General features: G+C 73.6%; 16 protein-coding genes. 7 read left to right on the forward strand and 9 right to left on the reverse strand.

The window, feature by feature from the left end; all coding sequences use genetic code 11:
• Positions 1–16: 16 nt before the first annotated feature.
• The 4 genes from Cs7R123_RS06750 to Cs7R123_RS40685 are packed head-to-tail and all read right to left on the reverse strand — an operon-like array spanning position 17 to position 4,437.
• Positions 17–646, reverse strand: a complete 630-nt coding sequence (locus Cs7R123_RS06750) for a hypothetical protein (RefSeq protein WP_212824306.1) — start codon at positions 644–646, stop codon at positions 17–19.
• The gene (locus Cs7R123_RS06755) at positions 643–2,691 is read right to left on the reverse strand and encodes a hypothetical protein (RefSeq protein WP_212824308.1); all 2,049 of its coding nucleotides are present in this window, start codon (positions 2,689–2,691) and stop codon (positions 643–645) included. The genes Cs7R123_RS06750 and Cs7R123_RS06755 overlap by 4 nt, the downstream gene beginning before the upstream one ends.
• Before the next feature lie 40 nt (positions 2,692–2,731).
• On the reverse strand, positions 2,732–3,676 hold the full coding sequence (locus Cs7R123_RS06760; RefSeq protein WP_212824309.1) for an NAD(P)-binding domain-containing protein: 945 nt from the start codon (positions 3,674–3,676) through the stop codon (positions 2,732–2,734).
• Complete coding sequence (locus tag Cs7R123_RS40685) at positions 3,673–4,437, reverse strand: IclR family transcriptional regulator (protein WP_212824310.1); 765 nt, start codon at positions 4,435–4,437, stop codon at positions 3,673–3,675. The genes Cs7R123_RS06760 and Cs7R123_RS40685 overlap by 4 nt, the downstream gene beginning before the upstream one ends.
• A gap of 103 nt (positions 4,438–4,540) precedes the next feature.
• Between Cs7R123_RS40685 and Cs7R123_RS06770 the strand changes: the two genes are divergently transcribed.
• A complete protein-coding gene (locus tag Cs7R123_RS06770) occupies positions 4,541–5,851 on the forward strand; it encodes an amidohydrolase family protein (protein ID WP_212824311.1) in 1,311 nt (436 codons plus the stop codon).
• The gene (locus Cs7R123_RS06775; RefSeq protein WP_212824312.1) at positions 5,851–6,921 is read left to right on the forward strand and encodes a dipeptidase; all 1,071 of its coding nucleotides are present in this window, start codon (positions 5,851–5,853) and stop codon (positions 6,919–6,921) included. The genes Cs7R123_RS06770 and Cs7R123_RS06775 overlap by 1 nt, the downstream gene beginning before the upstream one ends.
• A 67-nt stretch (positions 6,922–6,988) precedes the next feature.
• On the opposite strand, the gene Cs7R123_RS06780 is transcribed toward Cs7R123_RS06775, so the two are convergent.
• A complete protein-coding gene (locus Cs7R123_RS06780) occupies positions 6,989–7,612 on the reverse strand; it encodes a hypothetical protein (RefSeq protein ID WP_212824313.1) in 624 nt (207 codons plus the stop codon).
• 18 nt (positions 7,613–7,630) lie between these two features.
• On the reverse strand, positions 7,631–8,704 hold the full coding sequence (locus tag Cs7R123_RS06785) for a HEAT repeat domain-containing protein (RefSeq protein WP_244871963.1): 1,074 nt from the start codon (positions 8,702–8,704) through the stop codon (positions 7,631–7,633).
• 315 nt (positions 8,705–9,019) lie between these two features.
• Here Cs7R123_RS06785 and Cs7R123_RS06790 point away from each other — a divergent pair, with 315 nt between their 5' ends.
• The gene (locus Cs7R123_RS06790) at positions 9,020–9,625 is read left to right on the forward strand and encodes a hypothetical protein (protein WP_212824316.1); all 606 of its coding nucleotides are present in this window, start codon (positions 9,020–9,022) and stop codon (positions 9,623–9,625) included.
• 3 nt (positions 9,626–9,628) lie between these two features.
• Here Cs7R123_RS06790 and Cs7R123_RS06795 read toward each other — a convergent pair whose 3' ends face one another.
• On the reverse strand, positions 9,629–11,428 hold the full coding sequence (locus Cs7R123_RS06795) for an SLC13 family permease (protein ID WP_212824318.1): 1,800 nt from the start codon (positions 11,426–11,428) through the stop codon (positions 9,629–9,631).
• A gap of 9 nt (positions 11,429–11,437) precedes the next feature.
• A complete protein-coding gene (locus Cs7R123_RS06800; RefSeq protein ID WP_212824320.1) occupies positions 11,438–13,117 on the reverse strand; it encodes an AbgT family transporter in 1,680 nt (559 codons plus the stop codon).
• 198 nt (positions 13,118–13,315) lie between these two features.
• Between Cs7R123_RS06800 and Cs7R123_RS06805 the strand changes: the two genes are divergently transcribed.
• From Cs7R123_RS06805 to Cs7R123_RS06815, 3 genes are all read left to right on the forward strand, one after another.
• Positions 13,316–14,497 carry an AAA family ATPase gene (locus Cs7R123_RS06805; RefSeq protein ID WP_212824322.1) on the forward strand — a complete coding sequence of 394 codons (1,182 nt, stop codon included), beginning with the start codon at positions 13,316–13,318 and terminating at the stop codon, positions 14,495–14,497.
• Positions 14,498–14,599: 102 nt separating this feature from the next.
• Entirely contained in the window at positions 14,600–16,057 is a 1,458-nt protein-coding gene (locus tag Cs7R123_RS40980; RefSeq protein ID WP_212824324.1) for a SigE family RNA polymerase sigma factor, read from the forward strand.
• Between the two features lie 139 nt (positions 16,058–16,196).
• Entirely contained in the window at positions 16,197–18,239 is a 2,043-nt protein-coding gene (locus Cs7R123_RS06815) for a PKD domain-containing protein (protein WP_212824326.1), read from the forward strand.
• A 66-nt stretch (positions 18,240–18,305) separates the two neighbouring features.
• Here the strand turns inward: Cs7R123_RS06815 and Cs7R123_RS06820 are convergent, their stop codons facing one another.
• Positions 18,306–19,862, reverse strand: a complete 1,557-nt coding sequence (locus tag Cs7R123_RS06820; RefSeq protein ID WP_212824328.1) for a M4 family metallopeptidase — start codon at positions 19,860–19,862, stop codon at positions 18,306–18,308.
• A 389-nt stretch (positions 19,863–20,251) separates the two neighbouring features.
• On the opposite strand from Cs7R123_RS06820, the gene Cs7R123_RS06825 reads away from it, so the two are divergent.
• Positions 20,252–21,001, forward strand: coding sequence for a GNAT family N-acetyltransferase (locus Cs7R123_RS06825; protein WP_212824329.1), 750 nt, complete (start codon positions 20,252–20,254; stop codon positions 20,999–21,001).
• Positions 21,002–21,011: the final 10 nt, after the last annotated feature.

A 21,011-nucleotide genomic window follows, 5' to 3' on the forward strand; every position in this document is an offset into this window, starting at 1 on the left:
GCCGGTTGCCGGTTTCCTACCCGATGACGGCCAGGTTCGCCGTGTAGATCCGGATGCCGTCGGCGTCGCCGGTGCGGCGGCACTGCGCCAGCGCGGCCTCGGTGTGGGTGCGGGCGGCGTCGAGCTGCCCGAGCCGGTACAGGTTGAGGCCGAGCAGCCCGTACACCTTGGCCAGGTGCCGCACCGTCTCCGGGGCGGCGTCGGCCAGCAGCCCGCGCAGCACGCCGTTGCTGGCGCTGTAGCGGCCGCCGTCGCTGAGGTCCTGCGCGTCGGCGACACGCCGCCGCACGTCGATGGCGCGCAGCGACGCCGGGTCGCCGCGCCCGGCGCCCTCGGCCAGCCGGGCCAGTTCCAGGTTGCCGGTGTAGATCGCGGCACCGGCGCTGTCGCCGGCGGTCTCGCACAGCCGCAGCGCCTGCTCGGTGTGGGTGACGGCGGCGGCGTACTGGCCCAGGTGCAGGGCGTTGGCCCCGGCCAGGCCGTGCACCGCCGCGGCCAGGCCGCCGGGCACGGCGTCGGCCCAGGACAGTTCGGTCAGCACCTCGCGCAGCAGCGTGCTGCTGGCGGCGTGGTCGGCGCCCGCGGCCAGCCGCTGCGCCTGCGCGAGCGCGTGCTGCCAGCGCTGGACCTGCTCGGGTGCGGTCATCGGTCCCCTCCGGCCACCGCGAGGGTCAGCTGGGTCAGCCCGGCGCGGAACACCCCGCCGGGCACGTCGGCGTGGCGCACCTGCTCGGCCGGGACGCGCCGTACGCGCCGGTCGGCGGGGTCGCCGGGCGGCAGCAGGCTCAGGTTGCCGCCCCGCTGGTCCAAGGCGATGTGCAGCAGCGACAGTCCGGCCGCGGCCACGGCCGTGCGCACGGCGGCGGTGGTGACGCAGTGCCGCAGCCGGGCGCTGGTGGTCAGCAGCAGCCACCGGTCGGCGGCGACCGCGGCCGTGCGCAGGCTGGCCTGCGGCAGGTGACCGACGGGGGCGATGTCGCTGGCCAGCCAGCTCAGCGAGCCGACCGGGCCGCCCGCGGCGGCGGCGATCTCGTCCAGATGGGTGCGGACCCAGGCGGCGATCAGGACCGCCTCGGCCTCGCATCCGGCCACGACGACCGCGTGCGCGCCGCCGGCCCACTGCTGCCAGGGCGGCCGGTGCCCCGGGTCGGGGACGGGGCCGCCGAGCAGCCGCAGCGCCGCGGTCGCGTCGAGCCCGCCGACGCCCGGCGGCACCGGCCCGAGGCCGCGGCCGGTGTCGACGGGCACGACCACGTCGGCCCCGGCCACGGGCAGTGCGAGCACGCCGGTGACGACCTCGGAGTCGTCGACGTGGACCCCGGGCGGGGCGCCGAGGGTGAGCAGGTGCCGGTACACCAGCGGCAGGTCGCCGGGGCGGGTGGTGGTCAGCCCGAGCCGGGCCATGCAGGTGACCGGGTCCTGGAGTGCGAACACCTCGGTGTCCAGCAGCGCCCGCCACACCAGGTGGGGCCGGTCGGCCAGGGCTTCGCGCAGGAACCGCTCGGCCTGCTCGGCCGCCTCGGCGGGCTGCGGGCCGCCCGGCATCAGGTGCATGCTGGTGTGGTTGGCGTCGGCGACCAGCGCCTCCAGGGTGCACCAGGCGCTGGCCAGGTGCGCGTCGACGTCGTCGAGCATGACGACGGTGCGCCCGATCAGCTGGTAGGCGCCCAGTTCCCGCAGGCCCTGCTCGAACGCGTGCGCCTCCTGCGCGTCGGCGTGCGGGCGCTGGGGCAGGCAGGCGTAGTCGTACCACAGCATGATCCGGTCCAGGACGGAGCGCAGCAGCTGCGAGGCGCCCAGCAGCTCGCGCAGCCGCGACAGGCCCGGGTCGGCCAGCGCGGCGGTCAGCCCGTGGTCGGCCGTCAGCGCGTCCAGGGCGCCGGCCTCGGCGTACAGCACCGCCAGCGCGTCGTCGTCGAGCAGCGGCCGCAGCACGTTGACGATGATCGCCTCGGCCAGTTCGCTGCCGGCCATCCCGATGGGCAGCCCGAGGATGGTGCTGCGCCGCCGCGGCTTGCGCAGCCCGCGCAGGTGCGCCACCCGCACCGCCTCGCACGCGGCCGCCAGCAGGTGCCAGGCCAGCACGCCCGCCTGGGTGCCGTCGGGGTCGGGTTCGTCGGGGGTCAGCCAACGATGCGACACGAACAGGTACAGCCGTCCCGGATGGACGCCGCCGACGAGCTGGTCGCGCCAGTCCTGCATGCGCAGGATCCGGCCGGTGGCGGCCAGGGTCGGCAGCGGCAGCCAGCGCACGCCGGGCAGGTCGATGCGGTGGGTCTGGTTCGGGCCGGCGGGCACGTCGTCGTCGGTGGCCTGCTCGCGCAGCAGCGTCGGCGGCGTGGTCAGCGGGAACGACCAGAGCTGCGGCGGCTGCCCCTCGGGCTGCACGCTGAGGTGGATCACGTCGCCGCGGACCTGCCAGCCCATCCGGCCGGCGACCGTCGGCAGGTCGATGGGCCGGTGCGCGAGCCGGTCGGCGTGGTCGAGCAGGCCCTGCAACCGGGCGGGCAGGCGGCTGCGCGTCCGGGCGTCCCGTTCGCGGCGCAGATCGGTGATGGTCCGCAGCGGCACCGCCCCGGTCTGCGGGGCGGCCGAGCGGAGCCGGGAGCCGATCTCGTCGTACGGGCGCGGTCCGCCCGCGTGCGCGTACGCCAGGGCCTCGGCCGCGCTCCACGGTGAACTCGTGATCACCCGCGACAGCGTAGACGGTGAATGCGAATAAGTGGATACCTTAATCCGCTGATGCGAGCAGGTTTCCGGCCCCCGTCGAGCGGGCCCAGGCGTGCACCACCGACGCCGCGGCCACGTCCAGGGCGGCGTGCCCGGTCGACTTGTACAGCGTCAAAGCGGCCCCGTCGCGCCCCGGATGCCGACCGTCCACAACGGACCCTAGCAGCACCACCCGGCCGGGGTCGACGCCCTGCAACTCGTACGCCCCCGCGGGCGGCGGCGCGGCGGCCGCTCCGGGCCACTCGGCGAACAGGGCCGCGTCGGCGACCGTGGCGGCGTCCACCTCGCAGCCGTGCGACCCGCCGACCGAGCTGACGTGCGCACCTTCGGCCAGCCACGCCCTCGGGAACAGCGGCGCGACCGCGCCGGTGCAGCAGAACACCACGTCGGCGCCGCGCACCGCGTCCTCGATGCCGCCCGGCCGCGCGAACGGGTACGCCGCCGCCAGCGCCGCGACCCGCTCGGCGTCGCGGCCGCCGACGGTGACCGGCACGTCCAGGCCCAGCGCGGCGAGCAGGTCCAGCTGGGCGCGCGCCTGCACGCCCGCCCCGACGACCGCGATCCGGCGCGGATCCGGCGCCAGCGCCCGCATGCTCAGCGTCGCCGACGCGGCGGTGCGCACCGCGGTCAGCGGCTCGGCGTCCATCAGCGCGACCGGGGTGCCGTCGTGCGCGTCGTAGAGCACCACGACGCCGCGGTGGCTGCTGCGGCCGGGCCGGGACGGGTCGGCGAAGACCGACACCAGCTTCGCGGCCAGGCCCAGGCCCGGCACGTACGCGGGCATCGCGCCGAGCAGCCCGGCCGGCGCCTGCGCGGCGATGCGCGGCGGGGCCGACACCTCGCCGCGGCTGAGCGCGACCAGCGCGGCGGCGACCGCGTCCAGCACCCGCAGCGGGTCCAGCCCGGCCCGGGTCTGCTCGCGGTCGAGGATGCGCAGGCCGTTCATGAGGGGCTCCCGTCGCCGGTGCGGGTGGTCAGGATGGTGTACAGCTCCGCCGTCGCCTCGGCCAGCCGCTCGCGCAGCCGCGCCACCCGGGCGTCGTCGAACTCGGCGTCGGGGCCGACCACGGTCAGCGCGCACAGCGGCGCCCCCTGCGCCGACACCACCGCCCGGCTGATCGAGGCGATGAGCTTGTCGTTGCGGCCGCGTTCCAGGGCGTACCCGTCGGCGCGGGCCCGGTCGAGGTCGGCGAGCAGACCGTGCGGGCCGTCCAGCGGATACCCGGCCTCGCGCGCCGCGGCCAGGTACGGCTCGCGCGCGGCCGCCTCCAGGCACGCCACCAGCGCCAGCGGCCCGGCGAACCGGTGCACCGGCAGCGCCTCGCCGAGCAGGTCGCTGATCATCTGCAACCGGGGCGGGCGCACCGCGCCGACGACCCGCGACCGGTCGGCCTCCAGCACCTGGAGGTTCACCATCATCGCGGTGGCCTCGGCCAGCCGGGCCAGCACCGGGTGCGCCAGCGCGGCCAGCGACCCCGCCGCCGCGGCCCGCGACACCCGCAGCGCGGCGCCGCCGGGCAGGTAGTGCTCGCCGACGCGCAGCACCCAGCCGCGCGCGACCAGGTCGAGCAGCACCCGGTAGGCGGTGGCGCGGTGCAGGCCCACGGCCTGGGCGAGCTCGCCCAGGCGCAGGGGGCGGGCGGCCAGGGCGACGGCCTCGATCAGGTCCAGCGCCTTGTCCACCGCGGAGCTGGCCGAGCGTGGCATCGCCGCTCCTTTCGCTTCGGGTCCGGCGGGGAGTACAGTACGCCGAGGTTTCAGCGAACGATACAAGTGTTACAACAGTTGTAACAAGTCGGAGGTGGCGACGATGGCACATGAGGACGAGGGCGCCCCCACGCCCTACGCCCCGGCACAACCCGGCACCGTGGTGGCCTACCGCGGCGCGACCCTCGTCGACGGCACCGGCGGCCCGGCCCGGCCCGGGACCACGATCGTGGTCGACGGGCCCGTCATCACCGCCGTCGGCCCCGACGCCGACACCCCCGTCCCCGACGGCGCCACCGAGATCGACCTCACCGGGCGATACGTCATCCCCGGTCTCATCGACTCCCACCAGCACCTGGCCACCCCGCCCAACCGGCCCGTGGCCGAGGCCGCGCTGCGCCGCCAGGTCTACGGCGGCGTCACCGCCATCCGCGACATGGCCGACGACCTGCGCCAGATCGCCGACCTCACCCGCGCCACCCGCGTCGGCGAGATCCCCGGCCCCGACATCCACTACGCCGCGCTGATGGCCGGACCCGGCTTCTTCGACGACCCCCGCACCTGGCAGGTGTCCCAGGGCGAGACCCCCGGCCACGTCCCGTGGATGCAGGCCGTCGACGACCACACCGAACTGCCGCTCGCCGTCGCCATGGCCCGCGGCACCCACGCCGTCGCCGTCAAGGTCTACGCCGACCTGCCCGCCCGCACCGTCGCCGCCATCACCGCCGAAGCCCACCGCCAGGGCCTGGCCGTATGGGCCCACGCCGCCGTCTTCCCGGCCACCCCCGCCGAGGTCGTCGCCGCCGGCGTCGACGCCGTCTCCCACGTCACCCTGCTCGCCCAGCAGACCGCCGACGAATCGCTGACCAGCTACAAGACCAAGGCCCCGATCGACACCGCCGCCATCGTCCGCGACGGCCACCCCCGCCTGGACGCCCTGTACGACCTCATGCTCGCCCACGGCACCGTCCTGGACGCCACCGCCGGCATGTGGACCTGGATGGCCGAGCAGGCCGACGACGACGCCGCCCGCCAGCGCGCCCTGGCCAACATCGACCTGTCGATCCGGCTCACCGCCGACGCCTACCGCGCCGGGATCCCGATCAGCACCGGCACCGACTACGAGACCGACCCCGGCCAGCCGTACCCGTCGCTGCACGAGGAGCTGCTGTTCCTGTGGCGCCGCTGCGGCATCCCCGCCGAGCAGGTCATCCGCAGCGCCACCCTCGTCGGCGCGATGAGCATGGGCGCCGCCGACCGCATGGGCACCGTCGAGGCCGGCAAACTCGCCAACCTCGTCGTCCTGACCGCCGACCCCCTCGCCGACCTCGAGAACATCCGCGCCATCGAGTACACCGTCAAGCGCGGCCACCGCTACGACCGCGCCGACTACGCGAAGGGGACGCCCGCCTGATGAGCACCACCGACTACCTGATCATCAACGCGCTCGGCGCCCTCGACAACCCCAACGCGCCCCACTCGGCCGACGCCGCCGGCAAACTCATCCAGACCAGCGACGAACTCACCATCGACGCGCGCACCATCGCCGACGCCCACGCCTCCGGCCTCACCGCCGTCAACATCACTCTCGGCTACACCCTCGGCGACATGCCCCCGTACGAGCACACCCTGCACGAGCTCGACGTCTGGGACGCCATCATCGACTCCCACCCCGACGACCTGCTCAAGGTGCGCACCGCCGCCGACATCCGCACCGCCCGCCGCGACGGGAAGGTCGGCGTCGTCTACGGCTTCCAGAACGCCGTCGCCGTCGGCGACGACCTCGACCGCGTCGCCGAGTTCGCCCGCCGCGGCGTACGCGTCATCCAGCTCACCTACAACCAGGCCAACCACCTCGGCGACGGCTCCATGGCCCCCGGCAACCGCGGCCTGACCCCGTTCGGCCGCGACACCGTCGCCGCCCTCGAACAGCACCGCATCATGGTCGACCTGTCCCACAGCGGCGAGAACACCTGCCTGGACACCATCCGCACCGCGACCCGGCCCGTGTCCATCAACCACACCGGCTGCCGCGCCCTGGTCGACCTGCCCCGCAACAAGACCGACGAGGAACTGCGCCTCGTCGCCGAACAGGGCGGCTTCGTCGGCATCTACTTCATGCCGTTCCTCAACGCCACCGGCCACGCCACCGCCGCCGACGTCGTCGAGCACATCGCCCACGCCGTCGACGTCTGCGGCGAGGACGCCGTCGGCATCGGCACCGACGGCACCGTCACCGCCATCGACGACCTCGACGGCTACCGCGCCCAGCTCGCCGAGCACGTCGCCCAGCGCCAGGCCGCCGGAGTCGGCGCCGCCGGCGAACGCGCCGACACCTTCCCGTTCGTCGTCGACCTGCGCGGCGTGGACCAGTTCCGGCAGCTCATCGCCCTGCTCGAACAGCGCGGCTACCGCTCCGAGCGGATCGAGAAGATCATGGGCCGCAACTTCCTCGACTACGCCGAACGGATCTGGGGCGCCTGAGACGCACCGCCGAGACACACCGCGCGCCACGGGCCGACCGCACCAGCGGACCGTGGCGCGCGGTGATTCAGCGAACCCAGGCCAGCGAAAGCTCGGCGACCAGCCCCGGCAGCCGACCGTGCAGCGCCAGCCCCTCGTCCGGCGCGGCCGCCGGATCCAGCACCCGGGCCACCGCCAGCTCGACCGCACCGGCGTCGATCAGCGTCGGGTCCGCGTCGACCGTCGCGACCTCACCCACCACCGGGGCCGCGACCGCGACGCCGGTGCCCCGCACCGTCATCGCGGGCGTACGCGGCACCGCCCGGCCGTCCTCCTCGATGAACTCCGGCGCCTGCTCGCCGCCGGTGAAGACCGCGTGCGCCAGCGCCGCCACGTACACCGGGTCGCCGCAGCCGTCGTACACCCAGCGCTTTCCCAGCACCGAATGGTCGGTCGTGCCGACCAGCCACCGCTGCGCACCATCCAGCGGCGCACCCCGGTAGGTCAGCGGGACGTGCAGCAGCGGACCGTCCCCGGCCCGCACGATCATCGTCTCGATCCCGACCTCACCGGCCGGATCGTCGAACCGGCAGGCCGCCACCCGCTCCAGTACGGGCTCAGCCGGGCCCTCGTACCAGGTGCGGGTCGGCAGCCAGGCCGCCAGCAGTTCCAGCTTGGTCGGGTGGATCTCCGCATTGTGCAGCAGCGCCATGGCCCGCATCCTAAATGATCAACCAGCGGTGCCCCGCTCGCAGGCCTCGATCGCGCTGCCGGCCCCGCTGAACTCCCGCAGCAGCGGCACCAGCGACGGATCGGCCAGCTCCGCCGCCGCGTCGAACACAGCCACCCCGACCGTCTCCAGCTCCAGCAACCGCGCCAACAGCGGCAGCACCCGCCGGTCACCGCGCCGGGCCAGGCCCCGCACCGCCTCCTCCCGCACGTCCTGATACGGATCATCGGTCCGCTCCCACAACGCCCGGCGGATCAGCGGCCCGTCATCGTCCAGCTGCGCCCCCAGCCCGAACGTCGCCCAGTCCCGCACGTCCTGGTCCACATCCCCCATCAACACGATCAACTCCGCCACCCCCGGCCGCAACTCCCCCGCCTCCAGATCGGCGTTCGCGATCAGAAGCTCAGCGTTCGCGGCCGGGTAGGCCGGAAGATCGGCGTTTACGGTCAGAAGCTCAGCGTTCGCGGCCGGGTAGGCCGGAAGATCGACGTTTACGGTCAGAAGCTGAGCTGGACGGGCGTCTTCTGACCGAGAAGGCCGATCATCGGCAGAAGATCGCGGGTTGCGGTCCGAGAGTGGGCCCGGCTCGGCCGCGGAGTCGGCGGGCACGGCCGCTGCGGCAACGATTTCGGACATCTCCGGCGCGGCTCCGATCACCGACGAGAGCGCGGAAGCGACACTGAAGCGCACCGCCGAGTCAGGATGGGCAGCCAGCGCGATCAGCACCGACAGCCCAAACCTTGTTCCGGCCCCGGCGAACTCGAACGTCCGCACCAGCCCGACGAGCACGTCCGGATCGTCCTCCCCCGGATACAGCTCCGCCGCCAGCCCGGCGGCCCGGTGCCGCACCTGCGCGTCGCCGACATCGGCCACCCGGAACAGCAGCCACGCCGCGACCGCGCGCACATCGGCGTCCGGCGACCCGGCCCGCACCCTGACCAGCTCCAACGCGCCCGCCGGATCCGCCCGCGCCAGCGGTATCAGCACCTCGTCGAGGGCCTGCCCATCAGTCGGATCGGCCAGCCACGCCGACACCGCCCGCTCGAACCCCACCCTGGTCTGGCTGTCATCCATCAGCGGCACACCCGGACGATACGGTCGACGAGACGACCCGCCCAACCCGGTTCTGCGCAGACGGCTCGGGTGGCACAACCTGGCGCGCCCAGCGTGAGGACGAGTCGGCAGCTCCAGCCGCCAGACGCGAGGGTGAGAGCACGTCTCCACTGGCGAGGTCACCTGCGGGACCCGCCACGGCGGCACCAACGGGCACCCGGGCGGTCCGACCGGCGATCCCATCACCGCGATCGGCGCCGTTGACCGATCACATTGGATCTGTCATCCAGTTGCCGCAGGTCGATAGCCTCATGACTGGCGAGCAGGAGGAACGCGATGCCGGACAATGACCGACAGGAATCTCCGCGCACCTGGCTGACCAAGCAGGTGGTCGGCACGGCCTTCGTGGTCATCGGCGGCGTGATCACGGCCGTGGTCATCGCCGCATTGAAGCTGTCCGACCCCGCGCCGCCACGCCCCACTCCCACCCTCGCGCCGTCGCATGCGACGACCGAGACCGAACCCGCCAGCGCCGCACCCGTGCCTGATCACAGCATCATCCGCACCGGTCGCCTCACTCTGGCCGACGGCATCGGGTGGAACCTCGACGTCGAACCGGGCGCCAACGCGTGGGACCAGTCCAACTGGCTCAGTGGCACCGATCTCGGCTTCACCAGTTGGGACAAGACCATCGACGAGGATGCCATCCTCACCCACGACAACAAGACCCACGCCGCGGCACTGCCGGTCGGCGCCAAGGGGACCTATGAGGAGTGCGCCGCCGCCAAGTACGGCAACTTCGCCGTCGGCAAGGCGATCCTGCCCAAGCGTCTGGTCTGCATCGAGACGACCGACGGCCACCTGGCTCTGCTGCGCGTGCTGGCCAAGGACACCCGCGAGGGGCACTGGTCGGTCACCGTCGAGGCGACCGTCTGGAACTGACGGTCAGAAGTGCCAGAACAGTGGCACCACCAGCACCGACACGACGCCGAACCAGGCCAGCATGACCAGCCCGAGCCGCCAGTAGTCGCCGAACCGGTAGCCGCCCGGCCCCAGCACCATCATGTTGGCCGGGGTGGCCACCGGCGTCAGGAACGCCGCCGCCGCGGCCACCGTCACGCACATCAGCACCGGCCGCGCCGACACCCCCAGCTCCGCGGCGGCCGACAGCGCGATCGGGATGACGATCAGCGCCGTCGCCGTATTGCTGATCATCTGCCCCAGCACCGCGGTGAGCAGGAACAACCCCAGCAGCAGCGCGTACGGGCCACCGCCGCCGACCGCCCCGACCAGCACCCGCGCCACCTGCTCGGCCGCGCCCGACTGCTGGATCGCCACCGACAGCGGGATCATCGCCCCGATGATGACCACGGTCGTCCACGAGATCGCCCGGTACGCCTGCGCCATCGTCACCACCCGCAGCACCACCATCGCCCCCGCCGCCAGCAGCCCCGCGACCGCGGGCGGCACCACCCCGCTCGCCAGCAGCACCACCATCGCGGCCAGCACCGCGAGCGCGCGCCCGGCTCCCGGCCCCAGCGGCACCGCCTGGCGGCGCACCAGCGCGGGCGCGTGCACCACCAGCACGTCCGGGTCACGGTCGACGTTGCGTTCCAGCGCGGCCCAGTCGCCCTGCACCAGCAGCGTGTCACCGGCGGCCAGCTCGGTGCGGCCCGGACCCTGGGTGTGGCCCCGGCGCTGCACCGCGAGCACGACCAGGTCGCCGCTGTCGGTGACCATGCCCGGGAACGCGGGCGCCCCGACCAGGGCGGAGCGCGGGCTGACGACGACCTCGGCGACGCCGTACTCCCGGTTGAGCAGCGCGCCCACGACGTGGTCGGCGGTGGCGCCGGGCAGCACCGGCAGGCCCCGGTCGGCGGCGTACCGGGCCGCCGACGCCGCGTCGCCGCTGAGGACCAGCACGTCGCCGGGCCCGACGGCGCCGGTGCCGCGCGGCAGCCCGTCGGCGGTCTGCACCCCGACCAGCACCAGTCCCGGGTGGGCGGCCGGGTCCGGCGGCTCGACCGGCCCGCCGCCGGGCGGCACCTCCAGCCGGTACGCGTCGCGGTCCAGCCGGTACTGCTTGGCCAGGGTGCGAGCGTGGCGGCTGAGGTCCTGCGGCATCGTCTCGGCGGTGCGCCGGGGCAGCAGCCGGTGCCCGGCCAGCACCGCGATCGCGACCGTGCCGACCAGCAGCGGCACGCCGACCAGCGTGAACTCGAAGAAGCCGAAGCCGTGCCCGGTGGCGGTCTGGGCGGCCTCGGACGCGATGACGTTGATCGGGGTGCCGGTCAGCGCCAGCATCGACCCGGCGTGGGCGCCGAACGCCAGCGGCATCGCCAATGCCGAGGGCGGCAGCCCGGTGCGTACGGCGAGCAGGACGACCATCGGCAGCAGCGCCGCCACCGCCCCGTTGACCGTGATCAGGGCGGTGAGCCCGGCGACCAGCAGCATGACCAGCACCAGCAGCCGGGCGCGGCCGGTCCCGGCGCACGCCGTCAGCGCCTGCCCGGCCCACGTGGTGACCCCGGTGGCGTCCAGCCCCTCGCTGACCACGAACAGCGCGGCCACGAACAGGACCACCGGGTCGCCGAACCCGGCGAAGACCTGCTCGGGGCCGAGCAGGCCGGTGAAGTACAGGCTGAGCGCCGCCCCGAGCGCCACGACCTCGACGGGCAGCCGGTTCCAGACGAACAGCACCACCACCGCGCCCAGGATCGCGAACGCGACCGCCGCCTGGCTCACGGCGGGCCGCTACGGCGCGAGGTGGACCGGCGCACCCGGGCCGAGCGGGATGCCCAGCAGGTACCAGGCCACGAAGAACAGCGTCCACGCCACCGCGATGATGATCGTGTAAGGGATCATCAGCGAGATCACCGTCCCGACGCCGGCGTCCTTCCTGTACTTCTGCGCCAGCAGCACGATGAACGGCAGGTACACCATCAGCGGGGTGACCACGTTCATCGGCGAGTCGGCGACCCGGTACGCGGCCAGCACCGTCTGCGGCGCCACGCCCAGCCGCAGGAACAGCGGCACGAAGATCGGCGCGAAGATCGCCCACTTCGGGATGACGCCCGGGATGATGATGTCCAGGAGCAGCACCACCACGATGAATCCGATGAGCAGCCACAGCGGGCCGATGCTGGCCCGTTCCAGCGCGTCGGCCATCTTCACCGCGGCGACGGTGGCCATGTTGGTGTAGTTGAAGTACGCGATGAACTGGGCGATGACCAGCAGCATGAAGATCAGGCCGCCCAGCCCGGCGAACGTCTTGGTGATCGCGCTCATCGCCGCCGCGCTGCCCTTGAGCGTCCCGGCCCCCTTGCCGTAGCACAGGCCGCAGACCAGGAACACCAGCATGATGATGAAGATCAGGCTGTCCATCAGCGGCGAGTCCTCGACCAGGCTGCCGGTGACGGGGTTGCGCAGGATGCCCCACGGCCGGGGCGGCACCGACAGCAGCAGGAGCACGGCCAGGACCGCGAGCAGCCCCCACTTGGCATACCGCAGCCCGCGCGCCTGCGCGGCCGCGTCGGCGTGGCCCTCGGCCGGGGCGGCGTCGGGCACGTCGGTGGGCTCGTTCGACACGGTGCCGGTGAACTTGCCCAGCCGCGGCTCGATGATCTTCTCGGTGACGAACGTGATGAGGAACGCCAGGAAGATGGTCGACGCGATCGCGAACAGCATGTTCGCGGTCAGCCCGATCTTCTTGGTCGGGTCGGCCAGCGCCACCGCCTCGTTGGTGATCTCGGTGATGATGCCGTCGGTCGGCGTGATCAGCACGTTCACCATGAACGTGCCGCCGACGGCCCCGAAGGCCGCCGCGAGTCCGGCCAGCGGATGCCGCCCGACGCTCATGAACGCGGCCGCGCCCAGCGGGATCAGCACCAGGTAGCCGGCGTCGGAGGCGATCGAGCTCAGGATGCCGACCAGCACGATGATGAACGTCAGCGACCACGGCGGGGCGACCGACACCAGCCTGCGGATCAGCGCGCCGATCAGCCCGGCCTGCTCGGCCAGGCCGACGCCGACCATGGCGACGAGGATGACGCCGACGACGCCGAAGTTGGTGAAGTTGCTGACCGCCGAGGTGAAGATGAACCGGATGCCGTCCGCGGTGAGCAGGCTCTTGATCTCGGTGGTCTCGGTGTGGACCTTGACGTCGGGGTGGTACAGCTCCTCCGGCGGAGTCTCCAGCGAGGGCTCCAGCGTGCCCCCGGGGTAGGTCTCCCCGGCCGCGATCGGCGCCGGGGCGGCCGTCTCGTATGTCACCTTGACGCCGAACGCCGCGAAGACCGCCGACAGGATGATGATCAGCAGGATCAGATAGAGGAAGATCATGACGGGGTGCGGGACCTTGTTGCCGACCCGCTCGACCCCGTCCAGCATCCGCTGGGTGAACGTCCTCTTTCCGGCGCCCACCGCCGCGGTCATCCCCACCACTCCCCCGCATACGCCTGCTGATCTGCTGCTCTGAAGCCCAGCATGATGCGATCAGGACGCTTTGGTGGGTCTTTCGCCGTGATCAAGGAATTTCATCCGGTACGACCGGAGTCACGTCGCCTACGGCGTCCTAGGAGACTGGCCCGGCGTCCTTCCCGGATCTCCCGATGTGGTGCTTACGCTCGCAGCATGCTCAACGTGCTCGCCGTCGAGGGTTACCGCTCGCTGCGCAAGGTCGTCCTGCCGCTGCGCGGCCTCAACGTCGTGACCGGCGCCAACGGCAGCGGCAAGTCCAGCCTGTACCGCGCGCTGCGCCTGCTGGCCGACTCCGCCCGCAACGGCGCCGTCGCCGCGCTGGCCCGCGAGGGCGGGCTCCAGTCGACCATGTGGGCCGGACCGGCCGTGCTCGGCAAGGCCGTGCGCGCGGGCCGCCACCCGGTGCAGGGGACGGCCCCGACCGGCCCGGCGAGCCTGAAGCTCGGCTTCGGCGGCGACGACTTCGGGTACGCCATGGACCTGGGCCTGCCCGTCTCGAACGGCCCGGTGGCCGCGTCCGCGTTCGCCCTCGACCCCGAGATCAAGGTGGAGGCGGTGTGGGCCGGGCCGGTGCTGCGGCCCTCGGGCGTGGTCGCGCAGCGCAACGGCAGCACCGTGACGCTGCGCGACGCCGACGGCGGCCGGCACCGCCTGACCGAGGTGCTGCGCCCGTTCGACAGCATGCTCGGCGAACTCGCCGACCCGCGCCACGCCCCGGAGCTGATGCAGCTGCGCGAGCGCGTACGCTCCTGGCGCTTCTACGACCACCTGCGCACCGACGCCGCCGCACCCGCCCGCGTCCCGCGCGTCGGCACCCGCACCGTGGTGCTGGCCCACGACGGCGCCGACCTGGCCGCCGCGTTGCAGACCATCCGCGAGATCGGCGACGGCGACGTGCTGGACGCCGCCGTCGACCTGGCCTTCCCCGGCAGCCGGTGGGAGATCGCCGCCGAAGGCGGCCGGTTCGAGCTGCGCCTGCGCCAGCCCGGGATGCTGCGCCCGCTCACCGCCGCCGAGCTGTCCGACGGCACCCTGCGCTATCTGCTGTGGACCGCCGCGCTGCTCACCCCGCGGCCGCCGGAACTGGTGGTGCTCAACGAACCCGAGACCAGCCTGCACCCCGACCTGCTGCCCGCCCTGGCCCAACTGGTGGTGGGCGCGGCGCGGCGCTCGCAGGTGATCCTGGTGTCGCATTCGCGGGCCCTGATCGCGGCGCTGGACCGGGCCCAGGCCGACGTCAACACGATCGAGCTGGTCAAGGAGCTGGGGCAGACGACCGTCGACGGTCAGGGCATGCTCGACGAGCCGCTGTGGCACTGGCCCGCCCGGTCCTGACCGGACGGAACGGCTCTGGAAATCCCGGCGCCGGCGGTAAACAGTTCGGCACCGCAGAGTCCTCGTACCGGGCAGATCCCCAGGGCGAGAACGAGGAGCACCGTGCAGACTGAGTTCGAGGAGTACGTCAGCACCCGGTCGGGGGCGCTGGTGCGGTTCGCCCACCTGCTGTGCGGGGACCGCCACCTCGCCGAGGACCTGGTGCAGGAGGTGCTCGCGAAGGCCTACCCGCGCTGGCGCCGCGTCCGGGAATACGACCCCGACCTCTACCTGCGCCGCAGCCTGATCTGGGCGAACTCGGCGTGGTGGCGGCGCCGGTCCAGCCGCGAGGCGGCGTCAGCCCAGCTGCCGGACGCGCCCACCGGGACCGACTTCGCCGGCCGCCTGGCCGACCGGGCCGAGATGTGGCAGCTGCTGGCGGCCCTGCCCCGCCGCCAGCGCACCGTCCTGGTGCTGCGCTTCTTCGAGGACCTCGACGACGACCGCATCGCGCAGCTGCTGGAGTGCTCGCCGGTCACCGTGCGCGTGCACGCCCACCGCGGCCTCGACCGGTTGCGGACGCTGCTGCACGTGCCGTCCCCGGCGGAGCTGCCCGCACCGCCGGCCGTGCCGCTGGACGGCGTCCGGCGCCGGGCCGACCGCAACCGGCGACGCCGCATCGCGACCGGGGTGGTCGCCGCGCTGGTCGGCATCCTGCTGCTGGCGGTGCCGCTGCTGGCGCGCGTGTCGCCGCCCCCGGTCATCAGCCCGACGCCGACCCCGGCGCCGTCGGCCCAGCCGACCGCTTCGGACGGCCCGGTCACCCTGACCCCGTCCACCCTCCAGCCGACGCCCTTCCCGTATGAGCCCGGCGTCTCACCGCAGCTGCCCGACGGCCTGAGGCGGGAGGTCAGCCTGCGCTACCTACTGCCTACGCTGTCCTATTGGGATCCGGCCCGGCCGAGCCGCAACCTGCAGCTCCAGGCGGGTGTCGACGGCCCGGGCCGGGAGGGTGGCGAGCAGGTCACGGTCGGCGGCGCCACCGGCTTCCGCTGGACCGACACCGGCGAGTACGGCAGCCGGATCCTGTACCTGTCCTGGCAGCGCGACGGCAGGTGGCTGAGACTGACCGTGAGCGAGGTGCTCACCGAGACCGAGGCGATCGCGTTCGCCGCCAACCTGCGTCCGGCGGCGCTCGGGTCGACCTCCCGGCTCGGGATCGGGCTGGCCCCGGCCGGCTGGGACCTGCTCACCTACGGCGAGAACGAGGTCACCGTCCACGGCCGGGCGGTGGACACCGGCGGCGGATACCACCAGTACCCGCAGCTGACCGTGCAGTACGGCTACGGCGGGCGAGCCGAGGGGATGCCCGACCTGACCGTCGCCGGACACCCCGCGCAGTACGTCACCACCGGCTACTCCGCGGGCGTGGCCGTCTACCTCGACGACCGCCACGTCGTCACGGTCTACTGCCTGACCGACGTGCTGCGCCTGCCGCGGGAGATCCTGATCCGCGTGGCCGAGAGCGTGTCGCTCGACGGCGTACCCCTGAGCAGGGTGACCGCGCCCGCCGAACCGTGACCGGCCCCGGGATGGCCGCCGCCCGCGACCGGCACGGCGGCCATCCCATATGTACGGCCGGAATCATCGGCTGAACCGACGCTGCCGCGCGCCCGCCGCCCGGGTTAGATTCTCGCCGACCGCGGCTGGGAGGCCTTTGATGCGAACGTCCACAAAGTACCTACGTGCGACCCTGGTGGGGCTGCTCGTCGCAGCCACCCTCACCTCGGGGCCCGGCGCGCAGGCCGAGGTGGTCACCTATACGGCGTACACGTGGGGCGGCAACGGGTTCGGGCAGCTCGGCAACGGCACCACCACGGCCCGGCCCACCCCCGGCGCGGTGCCGGGCCTGACCGGCATCGTGCAGATCGCGGGCGGCCGCGAGCACGTGATCGCCCTCGACGCCGCCGGCCACGTCTGGACCTGGGGCAGCAGCGAGCAGGGCCAGCTGGGCCTGGGCAACCTCACCAACCGGTCCACCCCGCAGCAGGTGCCGGGCCTGAGCAACGTCGTCGAGGTCGCCGCCGGGCACAACCACTCGATGGCCCGCACCGCCTCCGGCAGCGTCTACACCTGGGGTCTGAACACGACCGGGCAGCTCGGCGACGGCTCGACCGCCACCCGCACCTCGCCCGTGCTGGTCACCGGCCTGACCGACGCGGTGTCGATCGCCGCCGGACGCGACATGAGCTACGCCGTACGCGCCAACGGCTGGACGGTCGCCTGGGGCCTCAACGACAACGGCGAGCTCGGTGACGGCACCCGCACCACCCGCACCAGCCCGGTCCGGGTCGGCACCCTCAGCGGCGTCACCTCGATCGCGGGCGGCCGCGACCACGGCGTCGCCCGGCTGACCGACGGCTCGGTGTGGGCGTGGGGCTGGAACGTCTACGGCCAGGTCGGCGACGGCACCACCACCGACCGGCTCACCCCGGTGCGGGTCATCGCCTCGGGGGTCACCGCGGTCACCGCGGGGGCGCACCACTCGTACGCGCTGCGCGCCGACGGCCAGGTGCTGTCGTGGGGCCGCAACTACCGCGACGAGCTCGGCGACGGCACCACCGTCAACCGCACCAGCCCGGTGCCGGTGCTCGGGGTGACCTCGGCGGTGTCGATCGCCTCCGGCCGCGACCACGGTATCGCCGCGATGGCCGACGGCAGCGTCATGACCTGGGGCTACAACGCCAACGGCCAGCTCGGCGACGGCACCACGACCAGCCGCACCCGCGGCGTCACCGTCCCCGGCCTGACGGGCGTGACCGTCGCCGGAGGCGGCGGCGAGCAGTACTCCGTCATCCTGAAGCCCGACGGCACCACCCCGCCCGCCAACCAGGACCCGACGGCCGCGTTCACCTCGTCGTGCACGCAGCTGGCCTGCACCTTCGACGCGTCCGGCGCGGCCGACCCGGACGGCGCCATCGCCTCGTACGCGTGGACGTTCGGTGACGGCGGCACCGCGACCGGCACCGCCCCGGCGCACACGTACGCCGCCGCGGGCAGCTTCCCGGTGACGCTGACGGTCACCGACGACGACGGCGCCACCGGCACCGTCACGCACACCGTCACGGTCAGCGCGCAGCCGCCGGGCGCGGTCACGTTCCGGGCCTCGGCCGGCGTCGACGCCAACACGCAGACCCCGTCGGTGACCGTGCCGGCCTCGGTGCAGGTCGGCGACCGGCTGGTGCTGTTCCTGTCCGGCAACCGGGGCGCGACCACCACCACCCCGACCGGCTGGACGCTGGTCGGCACCAAGTCCGACGGCACCGACCTGGTCTCCTGGGTCTTCACCCGGACGGCGGTGACCGGCACCGCGGGCTCGACCGTGGCGGTGACGCTCGACGCGATCACGAAGTCCAGCATGGTGCTGGTGGCGTACTCGGGCGCCGGGGCGGTGTCGGCCAGTGGCGCGTTCGAGGACACCGCCACCAAGACGACCCACCCGACCGCCGCAGTCACGGTCGCCACCGGCGGCTCGACCGTCGTCAGCTACTGGGTGCAGAAGCTCAGCAGCACCGCCGTCTGGACCGTCCCCGGCACGGTCACCAGCCGCCGCACCACCACCGGCACCGGCGGCGGCCTGCTGGCCGCGGTCGCGGGCGACACCTCCGCCGTGGCGGCGGGCCCGTGGGCGGCGGTCACGGCGACCAGCACCGTCGCCTCGGCGCGTGCCATCGGCTGGACCGTCGTCCTGCCGCCCGCCTAGAACCGAACGGAAGGGCACCTTCTCATCGCCATACGCGGTGGAAGGTGCCCTTCTCAACGCGCCTGGTCAGCTGAGCGAGCCGCACAGGGTGGCGCCGGGGACGTTGACCGCGGCCCAGGCCGCGTTGACGGTCTTGTACTCGATCGAGCACATGCCGTAGAGGTCGGCCGCGGCCGCCAGCGTGTCCGCGCGCATGGTGTTACCGGAGCCGACGTATTTCACCGAGGACGTGGCGTACACCTTCAGCGCCCGGTACCAGATCTTCTCGGCCTTGGCCCGGCCGATGCCGGTCACCGCCGCCGCCGAACCGCAGACCGGGCTGAAGCCCCACTTGGTGGCGCCGGTGCCCTCGGCCAGGTCGAAGAAGAAGTGCTTGCCCACGCCCGACGACACGTGCGGGTCCGCGGGCGGGGTCAGCGTCGACCAGCAGCTGTGCGACGAGCCGTCCAGCGCCGGGTCGTACAGGTTGCTCAGCGGCGCACCGGTGCCGTAGATGTCGATCTCCTCGCCGATGGTGTAGTCGGCGGGGTCGCCGGGCGCGTTGGCGTAGAACTCGACCATGGTGGCCCAGATGTCGCTGCTGGCCTCGTCGATGCCGCCGGACTCGCCGCTGTACAGCAGCGGGACCAGCGCGTCGGTGTACCCGTGGCCCAGCTCGTGCCCGACGACGTCGATCGCGGTCAGCGGGTGGGCGTCGCCGCTGCCGTCGCCGAAGGTGAGCTGGGCGCCGTCGAAGTACGCGTTGACGTAGCTGTGGCCGTAGTGCACCCGCGACGTGATCCCGGCACCGCTGCCGGTGCGCCCGGCCTGCCCGTGCACGAACTTGAAGTAGTCGTAGGTCTTCGCCGAGGCGAAGTGGACGTCGGCGGCGGTGCTGGCCCGGTTGGTGAGGGCGAAGTTGCCCCAGATGTTGTCGGCGTCGGTGAAGTTCACGCACGGCCCGCTCGTGGTGTTGAGCATGTCGCAGGTGCGGTTGGCGCCGTGCGACGGATCCGTCAGCGTGTACGACGTGCCCGTGAAGGTCGTGTCGATCTGAACCGACCCGGAGTAGATCGCCTGCCCGACCCCGAGCACCGTCTCGATCTCGTCGTAGGACCCGTACACCGCTCCGGTGCGCGCGTCGGTCAGCAGGTGCCGCCGGGACGGGGTCTGCCCGTCGGGCGCCCAGCCGCGCACCACGGTCTCCCAGGCCAGCCTGCCCGCGTCGGCGTCGACGACGAGTTCGGGCGCGCCGACGGAGGTGACCCGGCCGGGGAAGGCGCGTACGGCGGCGGCCGACGCCGCGGCCGCGGTGACGCGGGCGGTGGTGTCCAGCGCGAGCGGCGCGCCCAGCCCGTCGCCCACGCCGGTGGTGGCACCGGTGCGGTCGAGGTGGACGACGACGTCGCCGCCGTGGACGCGCAGCCCCTGGTAGGTGCGCTGGAAGCGGACGTGGGCGGCGCCGTCGGGGTCGGTCACGGTCCGGACGGCCGTGAACGCCTCGGCGACCGTCCGATGTGCGGCGAGCACCGCGAGCGCGGCGGTGGCCGCGTCGGGCCGCGGGCGCGGCGCGCCGGACGCGGCGGTGCCCGCGGCGGCCGTGACCAGCAGCGCGGCGACGGCCGCGGTGAGGGTACGTCTCATGGATCTCTCCCCAGGTGGCGGTGGCGTGCGGGTGACGCACTGATGTCCTTGTATACAACAAGCCCATCGAGGTCGATAGATAGTCAGGCGACGATTTGCTGACCCCGGCGTTGCGCCGTACCGGCGGCGCGTGGCAGACTCGGCAGCACTTCGCCACAAGTCACGGTTAGGAACGAAGTCCATGGACTCGGCAGCCCCCAGCGGCCGCCGTCGGCACTGATCCACTGCCATCTCGGCAGGGCGGTGCCCAGCCCCATCCTCACGGCGGCCCGACAGCCCGGTGCCTCAGCGCACCCTCCGGCTCGGCCGGATCCGGCATCCCCGCGCGACCATGACACCTGTCCCGGCGCGCACCACCGTGTCTCTACCGTGAGGATCAACCCACCACCATGGACACCATCGTCCAGCAGTACGCCGCAGCCAACCTCCGCCGCCGCCCCCTGGTCGTCGAGACCCCCGGCTTCGTCTGCGGTTTCGACCCCGACACGACCAGCCCGTTCCTGAACTACGCCACCCCCCTGCCCGGCGCCGACCCGACCGCCGACGACGTGTGGGCCCTGGTGGCCGCGTTCCGCGAGCGCGGGCTGACGCCCCGGCTGGAGTTCGCGCCCGAGGCCGCCCCGGCGGTCGCGCCCGCGCTGTACGCGGCCGGGTTCACCATCGAGCAGACGAACGAGTACCTGCTCTGCGTCCCGGACACGTTCACGCCGCCGGCCGGCGGCCCCGCCGTCGAGGTCCCGGTCACCGACGAGGACTACCTGGCGATCGACGGCGCGCTGTCCGAGGCGTTCTCGGGCGAGTTCGCCGCCTCGGCGTCGGGCGCGGCCCGGCTGCGCCGCCTCCAGGAGGGCGGCGGGGCGGTGCGGTTCGTCCGGGCGCCGGACGGGACCTGCGCGGGCGCGGCCACCTGCGCGGCGGAGGCCGTCGGCACGGCCGAGCTGGCCGGGGTCGGCACGCGGATGGCGCACCGGGGCCGCGGCGTCGCCGCCGCGGTGACGGCGGCCGTGGCCGGGGCGATGTTCGCCCAGGGCACCCCGTCGGTGTGGCTGGAGTACTCCGGCGACGGCTCCCGCCGCGTCTACGAGCGCATCGGCTTCCGCCCCGCCGGCACCCGCCTGTACGTCCACCTGCTCGGCTGACCCGCCCTCG

The sequence above is a fragment of the Catellatospora sp. TT07R-123 genome, from assembly GCF_018327705.1.
In the GTDB taxonomy this organism is placed as follows: Bacteria; Actinomycetota; Actinomycetes; order Mycobacteriales; family Micromonosporaceae; genus Catellatospora.

Excerpts from the sequence above, each read along its gene's own strand:
- Cs7R123_RS06750 (WP_212824306.1), bottom strand. The coding sequence starts at position 646 with ATGACCGCACCCGAGCAGGTCCAGCGCTGGCAGCACGCGCTCGCGCAG.
- Cs7R123_RS06760 (WP_212824309.1), bottom strand. The coding sequence starts at position 3,676 with ATGAACGGCCTGCGCATCCTCGACCGCGAGCAGACCCGGGCCGGGCTG.
- Cs7R123_RS40685 (WP_212824310.1), bottom strand. The coding sequence starts at position 4,437 with ATGCCACGCTCGGCCAGCTCCGCGGTGGACAAGGCGCTGGACCTGATC.
- Cs7R123_RS06770 (WP_212824311.1), top strand. The coding sequence starts at position 4,541 with ATGGCACATGAGGACGAGGGCGCCCCCACGCCCTACGCCCCGGCACAA.
- Cs7R123_RS06775 (WP_212824312.1), top strand. The coding sequence starts at position 5,851 with ATGAGCACCACCGACTACCTGATCATCAACGCGCTCGGCGCCCTCGAC.
- Cs7R123_RS06780 (WP_212824313.1), bottom strand. The coding sequence starts at position 7,612 with ATGGCGCTGCTGCACAATGCGGAGATCCACCCGACCAAGCTGGAACTG.
- Cs7R123_RS06785 (WP_244871963.1), bottom strand. The coding sequence starts at position 8,704 with ATGGATGACAGCCAGACCAGGGTGGGGTTCGAGCGGGCGGTGTCGGCG.
- Cs7R123_RS06790 (WP_212824316.1), top strand. The coding sequence starts at position 9,020 with ATGCCGGACAATGACCGACAGGAATCTCCGCGCACCTGGCTGACCAAG.
- Cs7R123_RS06800 (WP_212824320.1), bottom strand. The coding sequence starts at position 13,117 with ATGACCGCGGCGGTGGGCGCCGGAAAGAGGACGTTCACCCAGCGGATG.
- Cs7R123_RS06805 (WP_212824322.1), top strand. The coding sequence starts at position 13,316 with ATGCTCAACGTGCTCGCCGTCGAGGGTTACCGCTCGCTGCGCAAGGTC.
- Cs7R123_RS06815 (WP_212824326.1), top strand. The coding sequence starts at position 16,197 with ATGCGAACGTCCACAAAGTACCTACGTGCGACCCTGGTGGGGCTGCTC.
- Cs7R123_RS06820 (WP_212824328.1), bottom strand. The coding sequence starts at position 19,862 with ATGAGACGTACCCTCACCGCGGCCGTCGCCGCGCTGCTGGTCACGGCC.
- Cs7R123_RS06825 (WP_212824329.1), top strand. The coding sequence starts at position 20,252 with ATGGACACCATCGTCCAGCAGTACGCCGCAGCCAACCTCCGCCGCCGC.